The 19,297-nt window shown below is 33.8% G+C and carries 9 protein-coding genes; 4 read left to right on the top strand and 5 right to left on the bottom strand.

Going from position 1 to position 19,297, the window contains the following annotated elements; all coding sequences use genetic code 11:
* The first annotated feature begins 35 nt into the window (after window positions 1-35).
* The 4 genes from ABD940_RS16190 to argS all read left to right on the top strand — a co-directional run bounded on the left by ABD940_RS16190 (window position 36) and on the right by argS (window position 7,280).
* Window positions 36-3,044: a SusC/RagA family TonB-linked outer membrane protein gene (locus ABD940_RS16190; protein ID WP_345206260.1), complete on the top strand. Its 3,009-nt coding sequence runs from the start codon at window positions 36-38 to the stop codon at window positions 3,042-3,044.
* Between the two features lie 3 nt (window positions 3,045-3,047).
* Complete coding sequence (locus ABD940_RS16185) at window positions 3,048-4,559, top strand: SusD/RagB family nutrient-binding outer membrane lipoprotein (protein ID WP_345206257.1); 1,512 nt, start codon at window positions 3,048-3,050, stop codon at window positions 4,557-4,559.
* A 72-nt stretch (window positions 4,560-4,631) separates the two neighbouring features.
* Window positions 4,632-5,084: a lipocalin-like domain-containing protein gene (locus ABD940_RS16180; RefSeq protein ID WP_345206254.1), complete on the top strand. Its 453-nt coding sequence runs from the start codon at window positions 4,632-4,634 to the stop codon at window positions 5,082-5,084.
* 108 nt (window positions 5,085-5,192) lie between these two features.
* Window positions 5,193-7,280 (top strand): arginine--tRNA ligase, encoded by a 2,088-nt coding sequence (argS, locus tag ABD940_RS16175; protein WP_345206250.1) that lies wholly within the window; start codon window positions 5,193-5,195, stop codon window positions 7,278-7,280.
* Window positions 7,281-7,334: 54 nt separating this feature from the next.
* Here argS and ABD940_RS16170 read toward each other — a convergent pair whose 3' ends face one another.
* The 5 genes from ABD940_RS16170 to ccoN form a co-directional block, all read right to left on the bottom strand.
* The gene (locus ABD940_RS16170; protein WP_345206247.1) at window positions 7,335-8,264 is read right to left on the bottom strand and encodes a YihY/virulence factor BrkB family protein; all 930 of its coding nucleotides are present in this window, start codon (window positions 8,262-8,264) and stop codon (window positions 7,335-7,337) included.
* 17 nt (window positions 8,265-8,281) lie between these two features.
* Window positions 8,282-10,609, bottom strand: a complete 2,328-nt coding sequence (gene tamL / locus ABD940_RS16165) for a translocation and assembly module lipoprotein TamL (RefSeq protein WP_345206245.1) — start codon at window positions 10,607-10,609, stop codon at window positions 8,282-8,284.
* Window positions 10,609-15,645 (bottom strand): translocation/assembly module TamB domain-containing protein, encoded by a 5,037-nt coding sequence (locus ABD940_RS16160; protein WP_345206242.1) that lies wholly within the window; start codon window positions 15,643-15,645, stop codon window positions 10,609-10,611. The genes tamL and ABD940_RS16160 overlap by 1 nt, the downstream gene beginning before the upstream one ends.
* A 303-nt stretch (window positions 15,646-15,948) precedes the next feature.
* The gene (locus ABD940_RS16155) at window positions 15,949-16,836 is read right to left on the bottom strand and encodes a cbb3-type cytochrome c oxidase N-terminal domain-containing protein (protein WP_345206239.1); all 888 of its coding nucleotides are present in this window, start codon (window positions 16,834-16,836) and stop codon (window positions 15,949-15,951) included.
* A 16-nt stretch (window positions 16,837-16,852) separates the two neighbouring features.
* Window positions 16,853-19,132, bottom strand: coding sequence for a cytochrome-c oxidase, cbb3-type subunit I (ccoN, locus tag ABD940_RS16150; RefSeq protein WP_345206235.1), 2,280 nt, complete (start codon window positions 19,130-19,132; stop codon window positions 16,853-16,855).
* Window positions 19,133-19,297: the final 165 nt, after the last annotated feature.

The following is a 19,297-nucleotide window of genomic DNA, read 5'->3' as shown; positions in this document are numbered from 1 at the left end:
TTTACACCTTTGCTTCAAGCAAAATTTAATTTGATATGAAGAAACTAACGACGGGAGTACTAGTATTAGTACTTTCCTCATCCCTAGCTATTACTCAAGCTCAACAGAAAAAGAGCGATACAGTTAGAACACAAGATATCGAAGGTGTAGTAGTAACTGCATTAGGTATTAAAAGAGAAAAAAAGTCCTTAGGTTATGCTTCCGAAGAAGTAAAGGCCGAAGCTCTTACCGGAGGGACTACCAATACAGGTAACGTGGCTTCTCTACTTTCGGGTAAAGTTTCCGGATTGCAGGTTAATACAAATAATAATTTCGGAGGTTCTGCCAATTTATTAATCAGAGGATATAAATCATTATCAGGAGGAAGTCCTCTAATTGTAATTGATGGTTCACCAGTCAATAATGGAACAGTAGGCGGAGCTATTTTTGATTACGGTAATTTTTTGTCCGATATTAATCAAGATGATATAGAAAGTATCAACGTATTAAAAGGTGCTGCTGCGTCTGCATTATATGGAGAGCGCGGGAGTGATGGGGTTATTTTGATCGTTACTAAAAACGGGAGAGGTAAGCAAGATGGAAGTTGGGGGGTAACACTTAATTCTGGTATTACAGCTGGATTTATTGACAAATCTACTTTTCCTAAATATCAATCAAGATATGGAGCAGGCTACGGTAAGGTATATGGAAACGATACCAATGGAGATGGCAATCCGGATGAATATTTTAATTATGATCCTGTTACAGGGCAGTTACAAACGCCTTTTACTGAAGATGCTTCCTATGGAGCTGAATTTAATCCGAATTTAATGGTTAGACAATGGGATTCGTATAATCCAGATTCACCAAATTATGGAAAAGCGACTCCTTGGCAGGCTGCTAAAAATGGACCGATTAAGTTTTTTGAAACTCCAGTTACATATGTGAATACAATTTCATTAGAAAAAGGTAGTAAATCTTCTAATATTTCCCTTTCATATACAAATATGTTATCTAATGGACTATTACCTAATTCAGATCTAAGAAAAAATAGTATATCAGCTAAATTTAATTATGATTTTACCGATAAATTACATGCAAGTGTATTCTCTACATTAACAATTCAGGATACAAAAGGTCGAAATGAAACAGGATATTCTGATAATCTTGTAACAGGTTTTAGACAATGGTGGCAAACTAACGTAGATGTTTATGAGTTGAGAGATGCATACCAAAGAAATAATTCTAATCTTACATGGAATAGAACTTCGGGTTCGGACGGAACACCAGCTTATTGGAATAATCCATATTTCCAGAGATATCAGAACTATCAATCAGATACAAGAACAAGAAGCTTTAGCTATGCACAGTTGAAATATGATATTACCAAAAATTTTGGAATTACCGGAAAATTATCTTATGATCAAATGCAAATGCTGATCGAAGAAAGATTAATGAATGGTTCTTTACCACAGGCTTTTGGGGCTTCAGGAAATAATGTAACTTCAGGATATTCTCGTCAGGACGTTAGAACAACGGAGACAAACTTCGATTTATTTTTAAACTATAAATTTGATATTACTGATGATTTAAATGTTAGTGGTATTGTTGGAGGAAATGTAAGAAGAAACTTAAGTGATAATGTTTATGCAAGTACAGAAGGAGGTTTAGCAACTCCGGGACTATTTGCAATTTCAAATTCAGCTAGTCCAATTATTCCACCGGATGAAAATTATGCTAAATGGTTAACATCAGGAGTTTATGCGACAGCATCAGTTGGGTATAAAAATTTATTATATGTAGATGGAACGATCAGAGCAGATAAGAGTTCTAATCTTCCAAAAAGTAATAATTCTTATGTATATCCATCAGTTACAGGATCTGTTATTCTTTCAGAATTGTGGAAACCAAGCTGGTTGAGTTTTTGGAAAATACGTGGTAATTATGCAGAGGTTGGATCTTCAACAGTGAATTATCAACTACAGAATACTTATAGAGTAAGAGGTGGATTTGGAAATACAGGGCTTGTTGATCAATCCTATTTCTTAGCAAATCCAAATTTAAAGCCACAAAGATCTAAAGAAGTAGAATTTGGGATGGAAGGTCAATTCTTTAAAAACAGATTAGGATTTGATGTAGCGATATACAAAACTCGTACTTACGACCAAATTATCAATCTTCCCGTATCATCGGCAACAGGTTATAGAACGTTTCTTGTGAATGCAGGGCAAATTAATAATAAAGGTATTGAAGTTCAATTAAATGGAACTCCTTTTAAAAGTGATAATTTCAAATGGGACGTTGATGTAAATTGGTCTAAAAATGAAAACGAGGTAGTTTCCTTATATGGAGATTCTCAAAACTATTTATTAGCATCTTATCAGGGAGGAGTTTCTTTAAATGCTCGTGTAGGTGAAGCTTTTGGAGCTTTAGTGGGTTCTGATTATGTATATTTAAATGGAGAAAGAGTTATAAATCCTACAACAGGTAGATATTTAACAAATCCAAATCAGGTTATCGGAAATATCACACCAGATTGGATTGGAGGTATTCGAAACAGTTTTAGTTATAAAGGATTATCGCTTAGTTTCCTTATTGATGTGAAGCATGGTGGAGATGTATTTTCAACAGATATGTACTATGGGCTTGCAACAGGATTATATGAAGAAACTGCAGTTGGAGATTACAGATCAGCTGGAGTAATTAATCAAGGTGTAAATCCAAACGGACAAGTCAATACAACGCCTACTTCAGCACCGGATACTTTTGGAAATGTTGACGGATACAGAAGAATGCCAAACTCAAGATTTGTTTATGATGCTTCATATGTGAAACTAAGAGAGGCAAGTGTTGGATACAGCCTTCCTAAATCTTTATTAGCAAATACATCATTTCAGGAAGTGAAAATTTCTTTAGTAGGAAGAAACTTATGGATTATTCACAAAAATTTACCTTATGCAGATCCTGAATCGGGAACAGGAAATGGTCTTGCTTCAAAAGGAAATTCAATTGGTGTATTGCCTACAACTCGTGATTTAGGTATCAACGTAACATTAAAATTCTAAAAAATGAAAAAAATATTTTTAATACTTAGCATACTTTCTTTAACAGTCATTACAAATTCTTGTGAAAGTGATATTACCTCACTGAATGAAGATCCGAAACACCCTACAGTAGTTCCGTCAGGATTATTGGTAGCAAGTGCAGAGCAGGAATTGATTTCACAATTGCTTACTCCCAATGTAAATAATAATATATCCAGATTTTTTACACAGCAATGGGCACAAACTACTTATATCGATGAGTCAAACTATGATATGGTTACAAGACCGATTCCAAGAAATCATTATAATAGAATGATGGCTTCCAGTTCTGCAATTATTCATTCGCCGGGTGTATTATCTGCTTTAAGAGATGCAAAACAATTTCTTCAAAATGAAGGGCTAGATGCGGTAAAGAAAAATAATAATGAAGCTATTATCGAGCTAATAAGTGTTTATACATGGGCAAATTTGGTTGATACTTATGGTGATGTTCCTTATTTTGGGGCTTTAAAAGCTGTTGCAGGCGCGAATAATGCTTCTGAAATTCCATATGATGATGCAAAAACTATTTATCTTGACTTGGTTAAAAGGATAGATGCTGCCAATGCGATGATCAATATAAATCAAAGTGGCTATACGGATGATATATTTTATAAAGGGAATATGGCTAAGTGGAAAAAGATGGCAAATTCTTTGAAATTTAGATTAGCAGTTACTTTAGCGGATGTAGAGCCAGCTTTGGCAAAAACTTATGCTGAAGCAGCTTATAATGCCGGTTTGTTTGATAATAAGGATGATAGTTGGGGATTAACAGCGTTTCCTTCTGGTTTATTTGCAAATCCTGTTTATCAGGAAGCAATACAATCAGGAAGAAATGATTTTATTCCTTCAGATGTATTAGTTGATTATATGAATACTACTACAGATCCAAGAAGAGATAGATGGTTTACTAAAAATGGAGGTGTTTATAAAGGTGGTGTGTATGGTTCGAATAATTCTTTTGGAGGTTATTCACACATGACCTCTCCAAAAATAGATGTGAATGGAAATGCTGAAGCAGGATCAGATGGTGCTTACATGTTAATTACTGAAAATGCTCAGGGATTTTTGTTAGACTATACAGAAATTTCATTTCTAAGAGCAGAAGCTGCAGCTCGTGGATTTAGTGTAGGAGGTACTGCTACAACTTTATATGCTGCTGCAATTACAGCTTCTATGACCGAATATGGAATCAGTTCAACGAATGCAAATGCTTTTATTGCGGCAAATCCATTCAATGCTTCAAATTGGAAACAATCAATCGGGTTCCAGGCATGGGTTGCAATGTTTAATAAAGGTTTTCAGGCATGGAATTTCGCAAGAAGGCTGGATTATCCGGTATTTGTAAATCCTGCTGACTCTGCTGTAGATGGAGTTCCTGTGAGAATGAAATACTCTGATCAGGAATATTTATTAAATAAAAATAATGTGACGGCTGCAGCACAGAAAATCGGAGGTGATCAGGTTACTACAAAAGTTTTCTGGGATGTTTTCTAATTAATTTAATTAAAATATAGGGAAATTATTCCTGTTCAAATACAGGAATATTTTCTTTAAAATTTATAATATATGAGATTATTTATTAGTCTATTCGTCATAATGACCATTGTTTTTTCATGTTCAAATGATGATAATAGAGAAGATACAATTCTTGAAACACCGGATATCAATGGAGTTTGGAAACCAACAAGATATGAATATAAAGGTAAAACATATCCATTAACCGACTGTGAAAAAAAAGGGCAGATTCTTGTTAATATAAATTTTGCTGGGATTTATGAAAGATACGGTGAGAATACTTCAGGAAACTGTAATTTATTTGATTCATTTTCAGGAAGCTGGACTTATGATAAGATGAATAAAATTTTAACCCTTACTTATAATGAAAACGGAACCGCTAAAACTTTAAAGAAACAAATTGAAGATTTTTCGAGTACTGAATTAAAAATTACGGATACTTCAAAAGACTTAGATAATGTACCTGGAAATGATGAGGCAAGTTTAGTCTTTACAAAACAATAATTTAATTTCCTTCATATTTATTCCGCCTTCGGGCGGTTTTTTTATTTCCGTATATTTGTATTTCAAAAATTTGGAAAGAAATTATTCGTTCTTTTAAAATAATAGATAATGAATATTAAAAATATAATAGAAGATAAACTTTCGGAGGTCATTTTAAATGTCTATCAATTGAAGGACATTAATCTGGAAGTTCAGGAAAATAAAACCGAGTTTGAAGGAGATTTTACAATTGTGACTTTTCCTTTGGTAAAGCAGTTGAAAAAAAATCCTGAAAGTATTGGTGTTGAGCTAGGAGAGGCTTTAACAGAACAAACTGAATTGTTAGAAAGTTTCAATGTAGTTAAAGGTTTTCTTAATGTTAAAGTAAAAAATCAATTTTTTGTAGATAATTTTATCTCTACTACAAATGATTTTGACAAAATAGAAAAGAAAAATTCTACGGTAATGGTAGAATATTCTTCGCCAAATACGAATAAACCACTTCATTTAGGACACATCAGAAATAATTTATTAGGATTTTCTGTTGCTCAGATTCTTAAAGAAGCTGGATATGATGTTGTCAAAACTCAGATTATCAATGATAGAGGAATCCACATCTGTAAGTCGATGTTGGCGTGGGAGAAATTTGGAAAAGGAGAAACTCCGGAAACCAATAATATCAAAGGAGATCATTTTGTAGGAAAGTATTATGTAGAATTCGACAAGGAATTAAAGAGACAGACACAAATTATTTATGAGGATTTCAGAATTAACAAATTCGATCGATTTGATACTCCTAAAAAGAATGAAGTTTTTGTTTTAAATGAAAAGATCAATCCTTTAGAATCAAAGAAAAAGGAATTATTGGATAGTCTAAATTATGATGAAGTTTCAACGTTACATCCTCAATTTAAAATCCAACTTGAAACGATATTAGCTAATGATTTGTTAATTTCCAATGTACCAAATATGGTTCTGAAAAATATTGGAAAAGATGAAAATTTGGATTTAATAGAAAAGCAATCAAAAACTTTCTTAAACATTTTTAAAGATGTTTTGGAAGTAGAAAAAAAACTTGAGGCTGAAAAATCAAATCTAAAAGAAATCTGTAAACCTATTACTGAGATCATGAAGGAAGCTCAACAAATGCTTTTGGATTGGGAAAATGGAGACGAAAAAGTAAGAAATCTTTGGAACGAAATGAACTCTTGGGTTTACAAAGGTTTCAATGAAACTTATAAAAGATTAGGAGTTGATTTCGATCAGGTTCAGTATGAAAGCAATACTTATATTTTAGGAAAAGACCTTATTCAAGAAGGTTTGGATAAAGGTGTTTTGTTCCAGAAAGAAGATGGTTCTGTTTGGTGCGATCTAACGGAAGATGGTTTGGATCAAAAATTATTATTACGTTCAGACGGAACTTCTGTGTATATGACTCAGGATTTGGGAACTGCAGTAGAACGTTTTAAGCAAAATAATATCCAAAAATTAATTTATACTGTTGGAAACGAGCAGGATTATCATTTCCAGGTTTTATTTAAAGTCTTAGGAAAATTAGGATATTCTTGGGCAGATCAATTATATCATTTGTCTTACGGAATGGTTGAACTTCCAAATGGAAAGATGAAATCCCGTGAAGGAACTGTTGTTGATGCGGATGATTTGATGCAGGAAATGTATGAAGAAGCAAAATTAAAAGCAACAGAACAAGGAAGATTAGAAGGTCTTTTTGATGAAGAAAAAGAAATTTCTTATGAAATTATAGGACAAGCTGCATTGAAATATTTCATGCTAAAAGTAGATCCAAAGAAAAAAATGCTTTTCAATCCAGAAGAAAGTATTGATTTTAATGGAAATACTGGACCATTCATTTTATATACTTATGCTCGTATTCAATCATTATTGTCTAAAGCGGATTATCAGTATAAAGAAATTTCTAATGTTGAACTCAATCAATATGAAAAAGAATTGATTATGTTTTTATCAAATTATAAAGGAATCGTTGAAAAAGCAGCTGAATTATTGAGTCCTGCTTTGGTGGCAAATTACCTTTATGATTTAGTTAAATCTTACAATTCATTTTATCAGAGTAATCCGATTTTAAAAAGTGAAGATGAAAGCATAAAACAAGTTCGTTTGAATTTATCAGATCTTACGGCAAAAACAATAAAAAAATCTTTAAGTTTATTGGGAATTGGAACGGTAAACAGAATGTAAAACAAAAACCTTCAGAATTTCTGAAGGTTTTTTTATTTATTTAAAATTATTGATTCATAATTCATCATTTTTCGTTTTCAAACTGTCTTCATACAACTTCGCATCACTCCATTTTGCATGTTTTGAAGGAATAATCGTATATCCTTTTTTATAAGCGTAAACTTTTGTGTATTCTGCGCCGAAGAAAATCAACATACATGAATAATTAATCCACATCATAATTAAAATCACGGTTCCTGCAGCCCCAAAAGCGGAAGTTGGTTTTGCTGTTCCAAAGTAAAGGCTTAATAAAAATTTCCCTAACGTAAATAGAACGGTTGTTAGAAAAGCACCTTTCCAGATAGGTTTCCAGCTAACTTTCACATCAGGAAGAACTTTAAATATTAAAGCAAAAAGAAACATGACGATAATAAAACCAATACTAAAATTTACCAGCTGTACCAACAAGTACGTTTCTAAACCAAAATAAGCAGTAATCCAATTATTTAAAACGCTGATCAGAGAGGAAAGAACCATAGTAATCATTAATAAAAAACCAATGATAAGAATCATTCCCAAGGAATTGGCTCTGTCTAAAAGAAACTTTACTAAAGCTTTTTTAGGTGCTGCCTTTACATCCCAAAGTGTATTTAAAGAATGCTGAAGCTGAAAAAATAAAGTAGTGGAACCATAAACCAGTGATCCGATTCCAACAGCTTTCATAATCACATTTTCTTTGTCAATCAAAGCTCCTGCAATCATATCCTGAATACTTTTAGCAACATCTTTTCCCATAATTCCACTGATCTGATTACTTATTTCCCCACGAATGGCTTCTTCTCCAAAGAAATATCCGGCAATCCAGATGATAATAATTAATAATCCGGGAATTGAGAAAATTGCATAATAAGCCAAACTTGCAGAATCATTTGACGCTGTAGAGTTATTCCATTCTTTGAAGGTTTCCTTTAATGTTTCCCAGAAAAAATTTACATGCTTTATCATCTGTAATTGTTTAATAATTAGAAAGGATATCCGATAGCAATATTCAGAACAAGATTATCTTTTCTCCAGCTGGAATCTCCAAAATTAATTCGGTCAAACGCCCATCTATCATTTTTTTCATAGTATGGAACTCTCAATGGCATTGCCAAATCTAGTCTTAATATTAAAATAGAGAAATCAAGTCTTAGACCAACTCCGGCTCCAACAGCAACTTCACTTAAAAATTCTTTGGAGAATTTAGCTCCGGGTCTTGTTGGATCATCATTAATTAACCAGACGTTTCCTGCATCGGCAAATACAGCAACATTTAAAAATTTGTAAAGATTAGCACGATATTCAGCATTTAGTTCCAGTTTTACATCACCAGATTGATCGAAATAAGATCCTTCAGGAATAGTTCTTGGATCGAAACTTCCAGGTCCTAAAGTTCTTGCGCGAAAAGCTCTTATACTGTTGCTCCCTCCTGAGAAAAATTGCTTAGAGAAGGGAACAAATTCTGAATTTCCGTAGGGATATGCAATTCCTCCAATGAATCTTGTTGCTAAAGAAGTTTTTTCGTTGAATTTATGATAGAATCTGAAATCATTTTCAATCTTTGCATACTGACTGAAAGGAACTCCAAAAATAGTTTTTTCTTTATCTTTTTTTGCGTTTGCTCCTGTTATCAAACCTGTTAAATTTCCTGCAAGATCCAATGTTCCTTTATAATACATGGTATTGTCTTTCGGGAGCATTGTATTGGTATAAGTGTAAGAGTAAGTAGGTCCAAAAATTAATTGCTTTTCAACTATTCTGCGCATTGCATCATTGTTTGCAGATTTTTCTTTGTATAGATCGGTAATATTTGCAGGAGAAACGTAAGTGATATCAATAATCTTTAAATCGTGTTCCTTTCTCGCATTTTCTTTCCACACATATCCGAATGATCCTGTAAAAGTATTTAAAGAGTAATATTCTGTTCTGTTTTGAAGTTCATAGCCTAAAGAAATATTAGTTCTCGGAACAAAAGCACTAGACGAATTAAAGCGGAATGGTGCAACAATTCTAGGAATTGAAAGCTGTACGTTTGAACCCGCTCTGAAAATATTTTTCGCATTTTCAGGACCACCGATTTGTACATCAAACGCTCCGTAAACGGAAGCTTTAAATTGTTCTGCCCCTCTGAAAAAATTTCTGTGCGTCCAGTTTAAATTTAATTCGCTTCCGGCATAATTCGCAGAATTAGTTCTTCCCAAAGCTTCCAGACGAAGGGATTGAAGTTCTCTTGGCGTTAATAAATAATAAGAGTCAAATTTATGTTGTAAAGAATCTGAAACGACAAATTCATTTTTTACAAATTTGAAAACTCCTAAACTGATTAATCGGTTTAAAGTAAGATTATGATTTGTTCTATTATATAAATCTCCTCTTTTAAAATATAAAGCCCTGTCAAAAATTTTCGGTTTAAATTTATGTTGAGGATCAATTACATAAATATCATCCTGAGCGTGCTTTTGAAGAGAATCTGCATTCATCGGAACAGAGTATTTTCCGTCTTTTACATCACGAATATTGTAATTAGGAAAAACGATCACTTTATCAATCGTAAACTGTTGTGTTGAAAGATCCGGTGTATTGTCTTTTAGTTTTACATTAAGTTCAACCTTATGATTTTTGGTAACCGTACTATCTGCCTGAACAATAATATTATCAGGATGAAAATAATAAAATCCTCTTTCTTTTAAGCTGTTATCAATTCTTTCTCTTTCAGATTTAATCACATCTAAATCAAAAGGCTGACCTTTTTTCAGAAGAGTTTTGCCTGTAATATTTTGGATTTCTTGATTGATCAGTGAAGAATCTTTCTGAAATTTAACATCACTGATCAGATATCTTGCTCCCGGTCTCAAGGTATAAATAACCTGTGCTTTTTTATTTTTAGAAACCGTATCGTAAGTTGCTTTTGCATTAAAATATCCTTTGTTTTCAGAATAATTTTCAATGATATCTTTATTAAATTCACGGTCGACATCGCCTAATAAAACAGGTTTTTCACCTACTTTATATTTCAGCCAGTAATTAAAGCCTTTTTCCTTTTTAGGTTCTTTAGCAATATTATAAAAATATAATTTTGGTCTTAAACCTAAAAATGACGAGTTTGGTTTGGGTGTAAGATTGGCTTCCAGTGCAGTCTGAAGTTCTTTCTTATCTTTTTTTGAAATGGTATCATCTTTAATTTTTACTTCTGCGCCTGTGTAAAGCATTTGACCTTCTTTCAGAAATCTCGTGTTACTACATGAAAGTGTAACGGAAGCCATTCCGAAAGTGAATAAATATTTAAAGTATGTTGGGTAATTTTTTTTCATTATTTAAATTCTACGGCTTGGTTTTGCTTATTTTTTCTAGATTCTTTTTGCTTTTGGTTTTTGGCTTTCCGGAAAATATCCCGGAATTTATCATAATCCAATGTAATGATAAATCCGACTCCCGTTTCCACGATTTGACCCTGAAGAGCAACCTGATATTCATTCTTTCTGTAGGCACGAAGCATATATCTTCCGTCTTTGGAAAGGCTGTAATCTACCGTTACGTCTCCTGCAATATTGGTCATGTTTTCATTTTGACGGGCGTCACCTTCCAATGCGAAATTACTTCCTACCGAAACTTTTAGTCGGTCGTTTAACAGTTTTTTGCTTAAACCAACGTTCAGGTCGGTTCTTGTATTTTTAGCTCCTGTCGAATAATCTTCAGAAGATTCTAAGTCAAAATTAAGATCAACTCCTTTAATAAGATCGGCAGCAAGATTGTTCAATTGTTGTGAAAGGATTTTACTCACACTTTGTCTTGCCAGCATTTCTCCGGATAATCCCGCTCCGGATTCAAATGGATTTTCACCGATAAATCTGTTTAAAAGCAATAAGGCAAAAACCTGCTTGTTCATTTCAGATTCCTGAGTTCTCAGCTGAGACAATTTTTGATCTACAATGTCTGTGACAGTTGAAGAAACAGCGTTGTTTTTCTCATCGGTTGTAATGTCAAAAGTAATGACTGGTTTTAGCAATTCTCCTTTCATCTTTAATAAAGTATTGAAAGGAATTCTTTGTTTAAACTGATTCAAAGTTCCGGCTTCCTCTCCACTGATTTGCTGTTCAACTAAATCAATCGGTGCAGCCTCAGTTTTATAAACTGCGGTAATATCAAGATTGGCGGTCGTCGGTTCTCCGGTCCATGTAATGGTGCTTCCTTTCTGAATGTCAAACTTACGTTTCAGAACACTTACCGTCATTTCATAACTTCCGGATTCTACTTCATAAACGCCGACAAGGGTAGTTTTTCCGGAAGGATCTACACCGCCCGTCAATTCAGCTTCACCCTGAATTTTTACAAAATCTCCGTTAGCTTTATCAATCAATAAAGATAGTTTGGCTTCTTTGCTGATTTCAATATTGACGTTTACATCCATTCCTTTGATGCGACTTTGGGCATTTAAAGAATCAGCTTTAATGGTTTTATTTAAAACAACTTGATCCTGATCAATAAATTCTACAATTCCTTCTCTTTCCTGCAAAGTAGGAGAAGATTGAGGCAGAACAAACGTGAAATCTGTATTGTCTGCAACCGCCAATCGTCCGTCAACTTTCGGTAAATCTAAATTTCCGCGAATATGTAATCCTGCATCAATTGCCAAAATTCCGTACATGATGGCGTCATTCGATTTTTCAGAATTTACGACTTTAAAATCTTTAGCATTCACATCAAGATTGAAAGCGAAATCTCTGTAAGTCTGTGTTAAAACCTGACCGTCAATTTTTAGTGAATTTCCGTCTTTATCATTGATTTTAAAATCATTAAATTCAATTCCTTTGTTAGTAAAGTCGATTTCGTCATTAAGTTTTCTGAAATCACTGCCTGTTTTGGCAATTTCCAGTCCGACATCGTTGAACTTTACTTTACCTAAAATATTCGGCTTATCTGTAGTTCCTGTAATTTTTAAATTCCCTGAAACGTAACCCTCCGTATTCGTAATTGCATTCATCGAAAATCCTTGTACAGATTTCATTTGGAGCTGATTGATCGCCATATTCAGATCAAATGTGTTGGAAGAAGTGTTATAATCTCCTAAAATTTTCACATCATTATTGTTTCCTGAAAGCGCAATATCAGCATTTAAAAGATTCGGTGAAGAGTTGTTAACTTTCACGGCGAGATTTCCGATCGGATTTCCGTACACAAATAAATCTGTAATATTTAAATCAGAAGTGAAGGTCATTTTTTTAGTTAAATCTCGTAACTGCGCTGTTCCGTTGATTGTTCCTTTTGCTAAAACCGTATCTTTTTTAATTAATTCTGTAATGGTTTCAATCTTAAAATCTTTCAACGAAACATTTAAAGGAGCATTTGGAGTTTGAGATTCAGACTGCAATGAAATTTCGCTTCCCGAATTGGAAAGCCTGAAATTATCGGCAAGAATTCCATTTTTTCCGATCTGGATTTTATTTCCTTCTGCAACAGTCCAGTCTGTATAATTTAATTTTAAACCGTTGGGATTTAATGAAATTTCGGTAATATCATTCAATGATTTTGCATTTCCTGCAATTAAGAATTGAGTGGCATCTTTTTCGTCTTTCGTGGTGATGTTGTAATTAATGATATTATTGGAAACATCTCCGGTAATTCCAACTTTATTTAAAGCAAAGCTTGAACTTTTTAATCCTGCAACATATAAATTATACTGTAAAGCCTGATTTTCGTTGGTAACTTTTAAGGTTGCATTTTCAATGGAATTTTCACCATAGAGAAGTTGTGGAATCTGTCCGTCGATTTCAATTTTTTGTGAATCGGCATCATAATTTCCAGTTAAATTAATAGTTTCAAAACTTTTTAAATCCGGAACAAATTTTCTGATCAGATCATCATTTTTAATTTTTGCACTAAAAGTAAAAAACTGTCCTGCCTGGATTTTCTGAGATTTATTAGGTTTCTGAAACTGATAATATTGATTAATGGTCTGCGTTAAAGCTCCAAATATTTGCGTTAATTTATATTTCCCTTTTAATTCAACATCAGCAATCTGCGAATTGAAAATAATATTGGTGGAATCATTTGTTGAAGAAGCTTTTAAATTGACTTCCTGAACAGGATAAACTTCTTTGGTATCCGAGAACGCAAAATCTTTTAAATTTAAATAACCATTCAAATTATCAGGATCTAAATTTGTGAAATCTCCGTCGATTTTTCCTGCTAGAATCATTGGATCTTTGTAGAAGCCAAGTTTATTAAGATCAAGCTTGATCACCTCACCATTGATTTTTACCGTAGGATTTTTTTCGTTATAAACACCGGAAGCGGTTAATGATAAATTCGCATTCGGATCTTTTGAGTTTAAATAAATATTGTATGCTCCACGTCTTATTTTTCCTGTTAAATTCATGTTTTGGTAACGGTAACCTTTGTAAACCGCCGAAGCAACGTGACCTTTTAGATCAGCATTGGCATTTTTGAAATCAAAACTTTCTCCTTTCGCATAAATTTGTGCTGAAACGGCTCCGATATCTTTATTCTGAATAATTTTTCCGATCTGTAAACCTTGAAGATTAGCTTTCACGTCATACAATTCATGATTTTTTCTGCGCATATCAACTTTAGCGATAACGGCTGCGTTTCCAAGAGTAGAGTAGAGGTTCAGGTTAGCGTCTACAACTTTGGTGGTGCCTTTTGCCGTTCCTTTGATGCTCATGTTGGAAGGCAGGGAAATGTTGGAAGGAATCGTATTTTTCGGAACTAAATTAAAGATCGTTTTTGCCGATGAAGATAATTCTGCAATTCTCAGATCATAATATAAATTCTCAGGATTCATCGCATTTTTGATTCTTCCTGAAGCTGCAACTCTCAACTGATCCAAACCGGAAACTTTAAGATTGTTGATCAACAAATCATTGACATTTCCTTTTACATTCGCATTGACATTTAAAATAGCATTCGGATATTTATTGAAAGGGACGGTATTTCGTAAAGTCGGAACTAAATTTAAAATATCAGCGAATCCGATTTTAGAATCTTTAATATTGGCTGCGATTTTTACAGCTCCCAAATTTGAACTTAATTGTTCGATAGAATTATAATTTAAAATAACCTCATCGCGCAGAATCGTTTTCGGTGTCTGTAAATAAAGATCTTTTAAATAAGCTTCTTTTTCATTGTAAACGAAATCTGTATTGAATTTCTGAATATCCAGACCTCTCGCTTCCTGAATTTCCGCAGAGTTTACATTTCCCGCAAACGTATTGTTCTGCATTTTAAAACTTCTGACCTCAACATTCATTTTAGAAAAATTCAGATGGTTGAAATCCATTCCCTGTTTAGTTGGAGCGATTGCGGTGTTATTGTAGGCAACTTTTACATCATTTAAAACTAATTTTCCGAGCAATAAACTTAATGCTTTTTGCTGATCTGTAGTTTTTGAAACTTCAGGTTGTTTGGTGTTTTTCGGATTGGCATTTTGTGCAGGAAGATAAAGATTAGCATTAACATCGGCTCCGGAAAGGAAAACGTTGTCAACATTATACGCATTGTTTTCCAGATCAAGTTTGTTGACTTTCGTACTTAATTCTTTAAATAAAACCTTCGCGAAAGTTTTGGTATTGTCATCGCCGTAATCAATGTCGAAATTCGTTAGTTTAATTCCTCTTAAACCAATCTGCATCGGTTTTTTGTTGTTTAGAGAATCAACTTTTTTCTCAACCTTTTTAGAAACTTCTTCGATGAGATCCTGTTTTAATTTTAGCTTTAATCCATCAAGATTAATATCATTGACAGCATATTTATTGTTGTTTAAATCAAAAGTTTTTACTCTTGTATCGAAAGTTTTGAAGTAAAGTTTTATGTCATTTCTGGATTGTTGGTCATTAAAAGTAACGCCGATATCTTTTAAATTAATTTTATCTAAAGAAATAATGAATGGTTTCGACGAACTTTCTTCTTTATCACTTGTCGCAAAAGCATTAATAATATAATCAAAATTGAATTTTCCGTCGGGTTTTCTCACCACGTTCGCTCTTGCTCCTTCCAGATCGACCGACGTAATATCTGCCGTGGAACTGAGAAGTTTCATCATATTTAATCCCACATCAAGCTTTTTTACAGCTAAAAGTGTGTCGACATCCTGTCCTTTTAAATACAGATTTTCCATCACAAGACTGTTGGGGAATCCTATATAAACCCTTTCTAGGCTTACTTTGGTCTTGATTTTTTTCTCAAGATAGACAACCAGTTTGTCTTTGATAAAATTCTGAACTGCAGGAAGTCTTAAGCTAAGTATAAGTAACGTGAAAAATACCAATATGGACATAATGGTAATTACAAAACGCTTTAAGAGTTTTCTTTTGTTGATTTTCAGTTTCAAGAGTGATTGGGTTTAAAACAAATATAACAATACTAATTGTACTGTTAATCTGTTGTGGTACTCTTTTCTGAATACAAAAATCCTGCCTTGACTGTCAATTATGGAATTTAGTTTAGTAAATTGTCAAGTGAATTAGTTGATGATGACAGTCAAAGCTAGGATTGATAGTTTAAAAAAAGCCCCCTTTTGTATCATTTTTATTAATGTTGTTGAAAAGGTTTAGCAAAAATGAATATTCAAATGTTAGTTTAGTTATTCAAAGGGGGCGTGGATAATTTACATATGTTGAGATAATAAATTTTCTTAGTCATTTCCATTTTCCCATTTTACTTCCTCGCCTTGCGGAGCTGCACCACCTTGAGCGGGAGTAACCGGAGCGGTTTCCTGATTGATGTGATAAATATAAGCTGCAATTTTCTCAGCATCTCTTCCCGTTATCGTTCCTTCTTTAATCAAAGGTCGCATTGTAGGATTGTTAGGCGAACCATTTTCTAACATCCAGATCACATTTTTAAATAAACTTTTCTGTTTTACATTGACCCAGTGAGTATCTGTTAAATTGGGACCGATTCCACCTTTTCCATTTTCTCCATGACAGGTTACACAGTTTGTTTTGAATAATTCCTGACCTTCTGCGATATTGTCTGCGCTATATTTTGCATTTTCAAGTGTGATTTGAGGTGCTGTTTTTTCAAATTCTTCAATGGAAGCGAGCATTGTTTTTGTTTCATGATTCAATTCTGCTTCCGGATGAGCGTAATCTGTGAAAGCAAAAGCCGTAAGATAAACTGCACAGAAAATACATCCGAAATAAAATAAACCGATCCACCATTTTGGAAGAGAATTATCCAATTCTGTAATTCCGTCGAAACCATGATCGATCAGAATATCTTTTTCCTCTGTCGCGGATTGTTTTTTGAAAGCGGAATTCCAAAGTTTTAAAAAGTAAGGTGTGTTTTTCTCTTTTACATATTGTGCTTTTTCTTCTTCCGATAATTTGGTGAAATTTTGATTTTCAATTAAATCTCCAATCGAATTCATAATTAAAAGCAAGATGATTGCTATCAACATTAATCCCCAAAAAAATGGTGAAGAAAAATATCCTGAATCTTGTGCGAACATTTCGAACGCCATGATCGTCAAACCTACTGTAAGAAGGATGTATACTGAAATTGGGGTTCTTGTTTTCATTTCAAATTAATTTAAATTATTCTGCACTTGCAGTTTTTATCTGAGTTGTTTTGATGTCTGTTCCTAATCTTTGCAGATAAGCAATCATGGCTACAATTTCCCTTTGATCAAGCGGAACGAATGATGATCCTTTTGCGAGTCTGTCTTTTTCTATTTGCTCTTTCAGATCAGTTGCTTCGGAATAAATTCTCTTTACGATACCTTTTGCCTGATTGTCTGCCCAAGAATTTGCAGAATCGATCTCGGCTTTTGAATAGGGAACATCGAAATAGTTTTTCATTAATTTCATCTTATCCACCATTTTTGTTTTATCTAATTTATTTGTAATCAGCCAGGGAAAACGCGGCATAATAGATCCTGCAGATGTAATTCTAGGATTGTACATATGTTTAAAGTGCCATGAATCAGGGTTTCTTCCTCCTTCTCTGTGAAGATCGGGTCCTGTTCTTTTTGAACCCCAAAGAAACGGTCTGTCATAAATGAATTCTCCAGCTTTTGAATATTGTCCGTTTTTACCTTCAAATCTTACAATTTCATCACGGAAAGGTCGGATCATTTGTGAGTGACAAGCGTTACAACCTTCTCGAATATATAAATCTCTTCCTTCTAATTCTAAAGGTGAATAAGGTTTTACCGCTGAAATTGTCGGAACACTTTGTTTTAAAGTCAGGGTTGGAATAATTTCCACTAAACCTCCGATCGCAACAGTAACGAAAGCTAATATTGCCATGATTCTCGGAGTTCTTTCGATCCAAAGGTGAATTCCTTCGCCTTCTTTTCTTGCTGTTCCGATATTTGCCAAAGCCGGAGCTTCTGCAGGAACATTTTTCTGGAATGATCCTTTTCTGACAGTTTTAATAACATTTACAACCATTAAGATTGCCCCTGAAAGATAAAGCAGACCTCCCAAAAATCTCATTTTGAAGTAGGGAATAATTGCAGTTACCGTATCCAGCCAGTTTTTCCAAACTAAAGTTCCATCCGGATTGAACTGTTTCCACATTAATCCTTGTGTAAATCCTGAAATATACATTGGAACAGCGTAGAAAATAATTCCTAAAGTTCCCAGCCAGAAATGCCAGTTGGCTAATTTTTTAGACCAAAGTTCAGTTCTCCACATGATCGGAATTAAGTAATAAACAACTCCGAAAGCCATGAAACCATTCCATCCAAGCGCACCTAAATGTACGTGACCGATTACCCAATCTGTGTAATGTCCGATTTTATTTAAAGATTTTGTTGCTAATAATGGACCTTCAAAAGTTGCCATTCCATAACAAGTCACGGCTACAACAAAGAATTTTAGAATAGGATTTTCTCGTACTTTATCCCAAGCTCCTCTTAAAGTTAAAAGTCCGTTCAACATTCCTCCCCAAGATGGAGCAATCAACATGATAGAGAAACCAGTTCCCACCGCTTGAGCCCAAGCCGGAAGTGCAGTATATTGTAAGTGATGAGGTCCTGCCCAAAGATAAACGAAGATTAGCGACCAGAAGTGGATAATTGATAATTTATAGGAAAATACAGGTCTGTCTGCAGCTTTTGGCAAGAAATAGTACATCAAACCTAAAACCGGAGTTGTCAATACAAATGCCACTGCATTGTGACCGTACCACCACTGCACCAAAGCATCTTTTGCTCCTGCATAGATTGAATAAGATTTCCAGGTTGTGAAAGATAACGGAACTTCCAAATTATTAAAAATATGAAGCATTGCTACGGCAAGCCAAGTTCCGATATAGAACCAGATTGCAACATATAAATGTCTCACTCTTCTTTTGGCAATTGTTCCGAACATATTGATTCCGAAAACCACCCATGAAATGGTAATTAAAATATCGATCGGCCATTCGTGTTCTGCATATTCTTTAGAAGTATTGATTCCCATTAAAAAAGTAATCACTACAGAAATAATCATGATCTGCCATGTCCAGAAGTGGATCCAAGATAGCGTATCGCTGTACATTCTTGTTTTAAGCAATCTCTGCATGCTGTAATAAGCACCACAGAAAAAGGAATTACAGACAAACGCAAAAATTACCGCACTCGTATGCAACATTCTGATCCTTCCGAAGCCTAAAGCTCCTTGTGTATTAATCAATCCCTGAATATTTCCAGATGCTAAACTTTTAATGGTGGTATCATCTGTTCCGAATAAAAATTCCGGAAATTCAGGATAAAAAAGCATCAGTGCAGCGGTAAGTCCGAGTAAAAAACCTACCAAACCGAATGCAAGTGTAGCATAGAGGAATGCTCTGACAATATTATTGTCATAATTAAATTTCTGCGTCTCCATAATTCCTATGTGTTGTACTGAGGTAATATTTTTCGTTAAAACAAAAGTTTTTAAGTAAATTTTTAACTTAGGTTTTAAATATCATGTAGCGTGATAATGTTTTGACAAAGGTATTTACTAACTTTGTGTAAGTCTAATAGATATACTTCTAAAATATACCGAAAA

It is taken from the genome of Chryseobacterium ginsengisoli (assembly GCF_039542325.1).
Classification (GTDB): domain Bacteria; phylum Bacteroidota; class Bacteroidia; order Flavobacteriales; family Weeksellaceae; genus Chryseobacterium; species Chryseobacterium ginsengisoli.
This window is presented reverse-complemented; position numbering and strand designations above follow the sequence as displayed.

What these genes read in the sequence shown, in the direction of transcription:
- ccoN (WP_345206235.1), bottom strand. Translation starts at nt 19,132, where the DNA reads ATGGAGACGCAGAAATTTAATTATGACAATAATATTGTCAGAGCATTC.
- ABD940_RS16185 (WP_345206257.1), top strand. Translation starts at nt 3,048, where the DNA reads ATGAAAAAAATATTTTTAATACTTAGCATACTTTCTTTAACAGTCATT.
- argS (WP_345206250.1), top strand. Translation starts at nt 5,193, where the DNA reads ATGAATATTAAAAATATAATAGAAGATAAACTTTCGGAGGTCATTTTA.
- ABD940_RS16155 (WP_345206239.1), bottom strand. Translation starts at nt 16,836, where the DNA reads ATGAAAACAAGAACCCCAATTTCAGTATACATCCTTCTTACAGTAGGT.
- tamL (WP_345206245.1), bottom strand. Translation starts at nt 10,609, where the DNA reads ATGAAAAAAAATTACCCAACATACTTTAAATATTTATTCACTTTCGGA.
- ABD940_RS16180 (WP_345206254.1), top strand. Translation starts at nt 4,632, where the DNA reads ATGAGATTATTTATTAGTCTATTCGTCATAATGACCATTGTTTTTTCA.
- ABD940_RS16190 (WP_345206260.1), top strand. Translation starts at nt 36, where the DNA reads ATGAAGAAACTAACGACGGGAGTACTAGTATTAGTACTTTCCTCATCC.
- ABD940_RS16170 (WP_345206247.1), bottom strand. Translation starts at nt 8,264, where the DNA reads ATGATAAAGCATGTAAATTTTTTCTGGGAAACATTAAAGGAAACCTTC.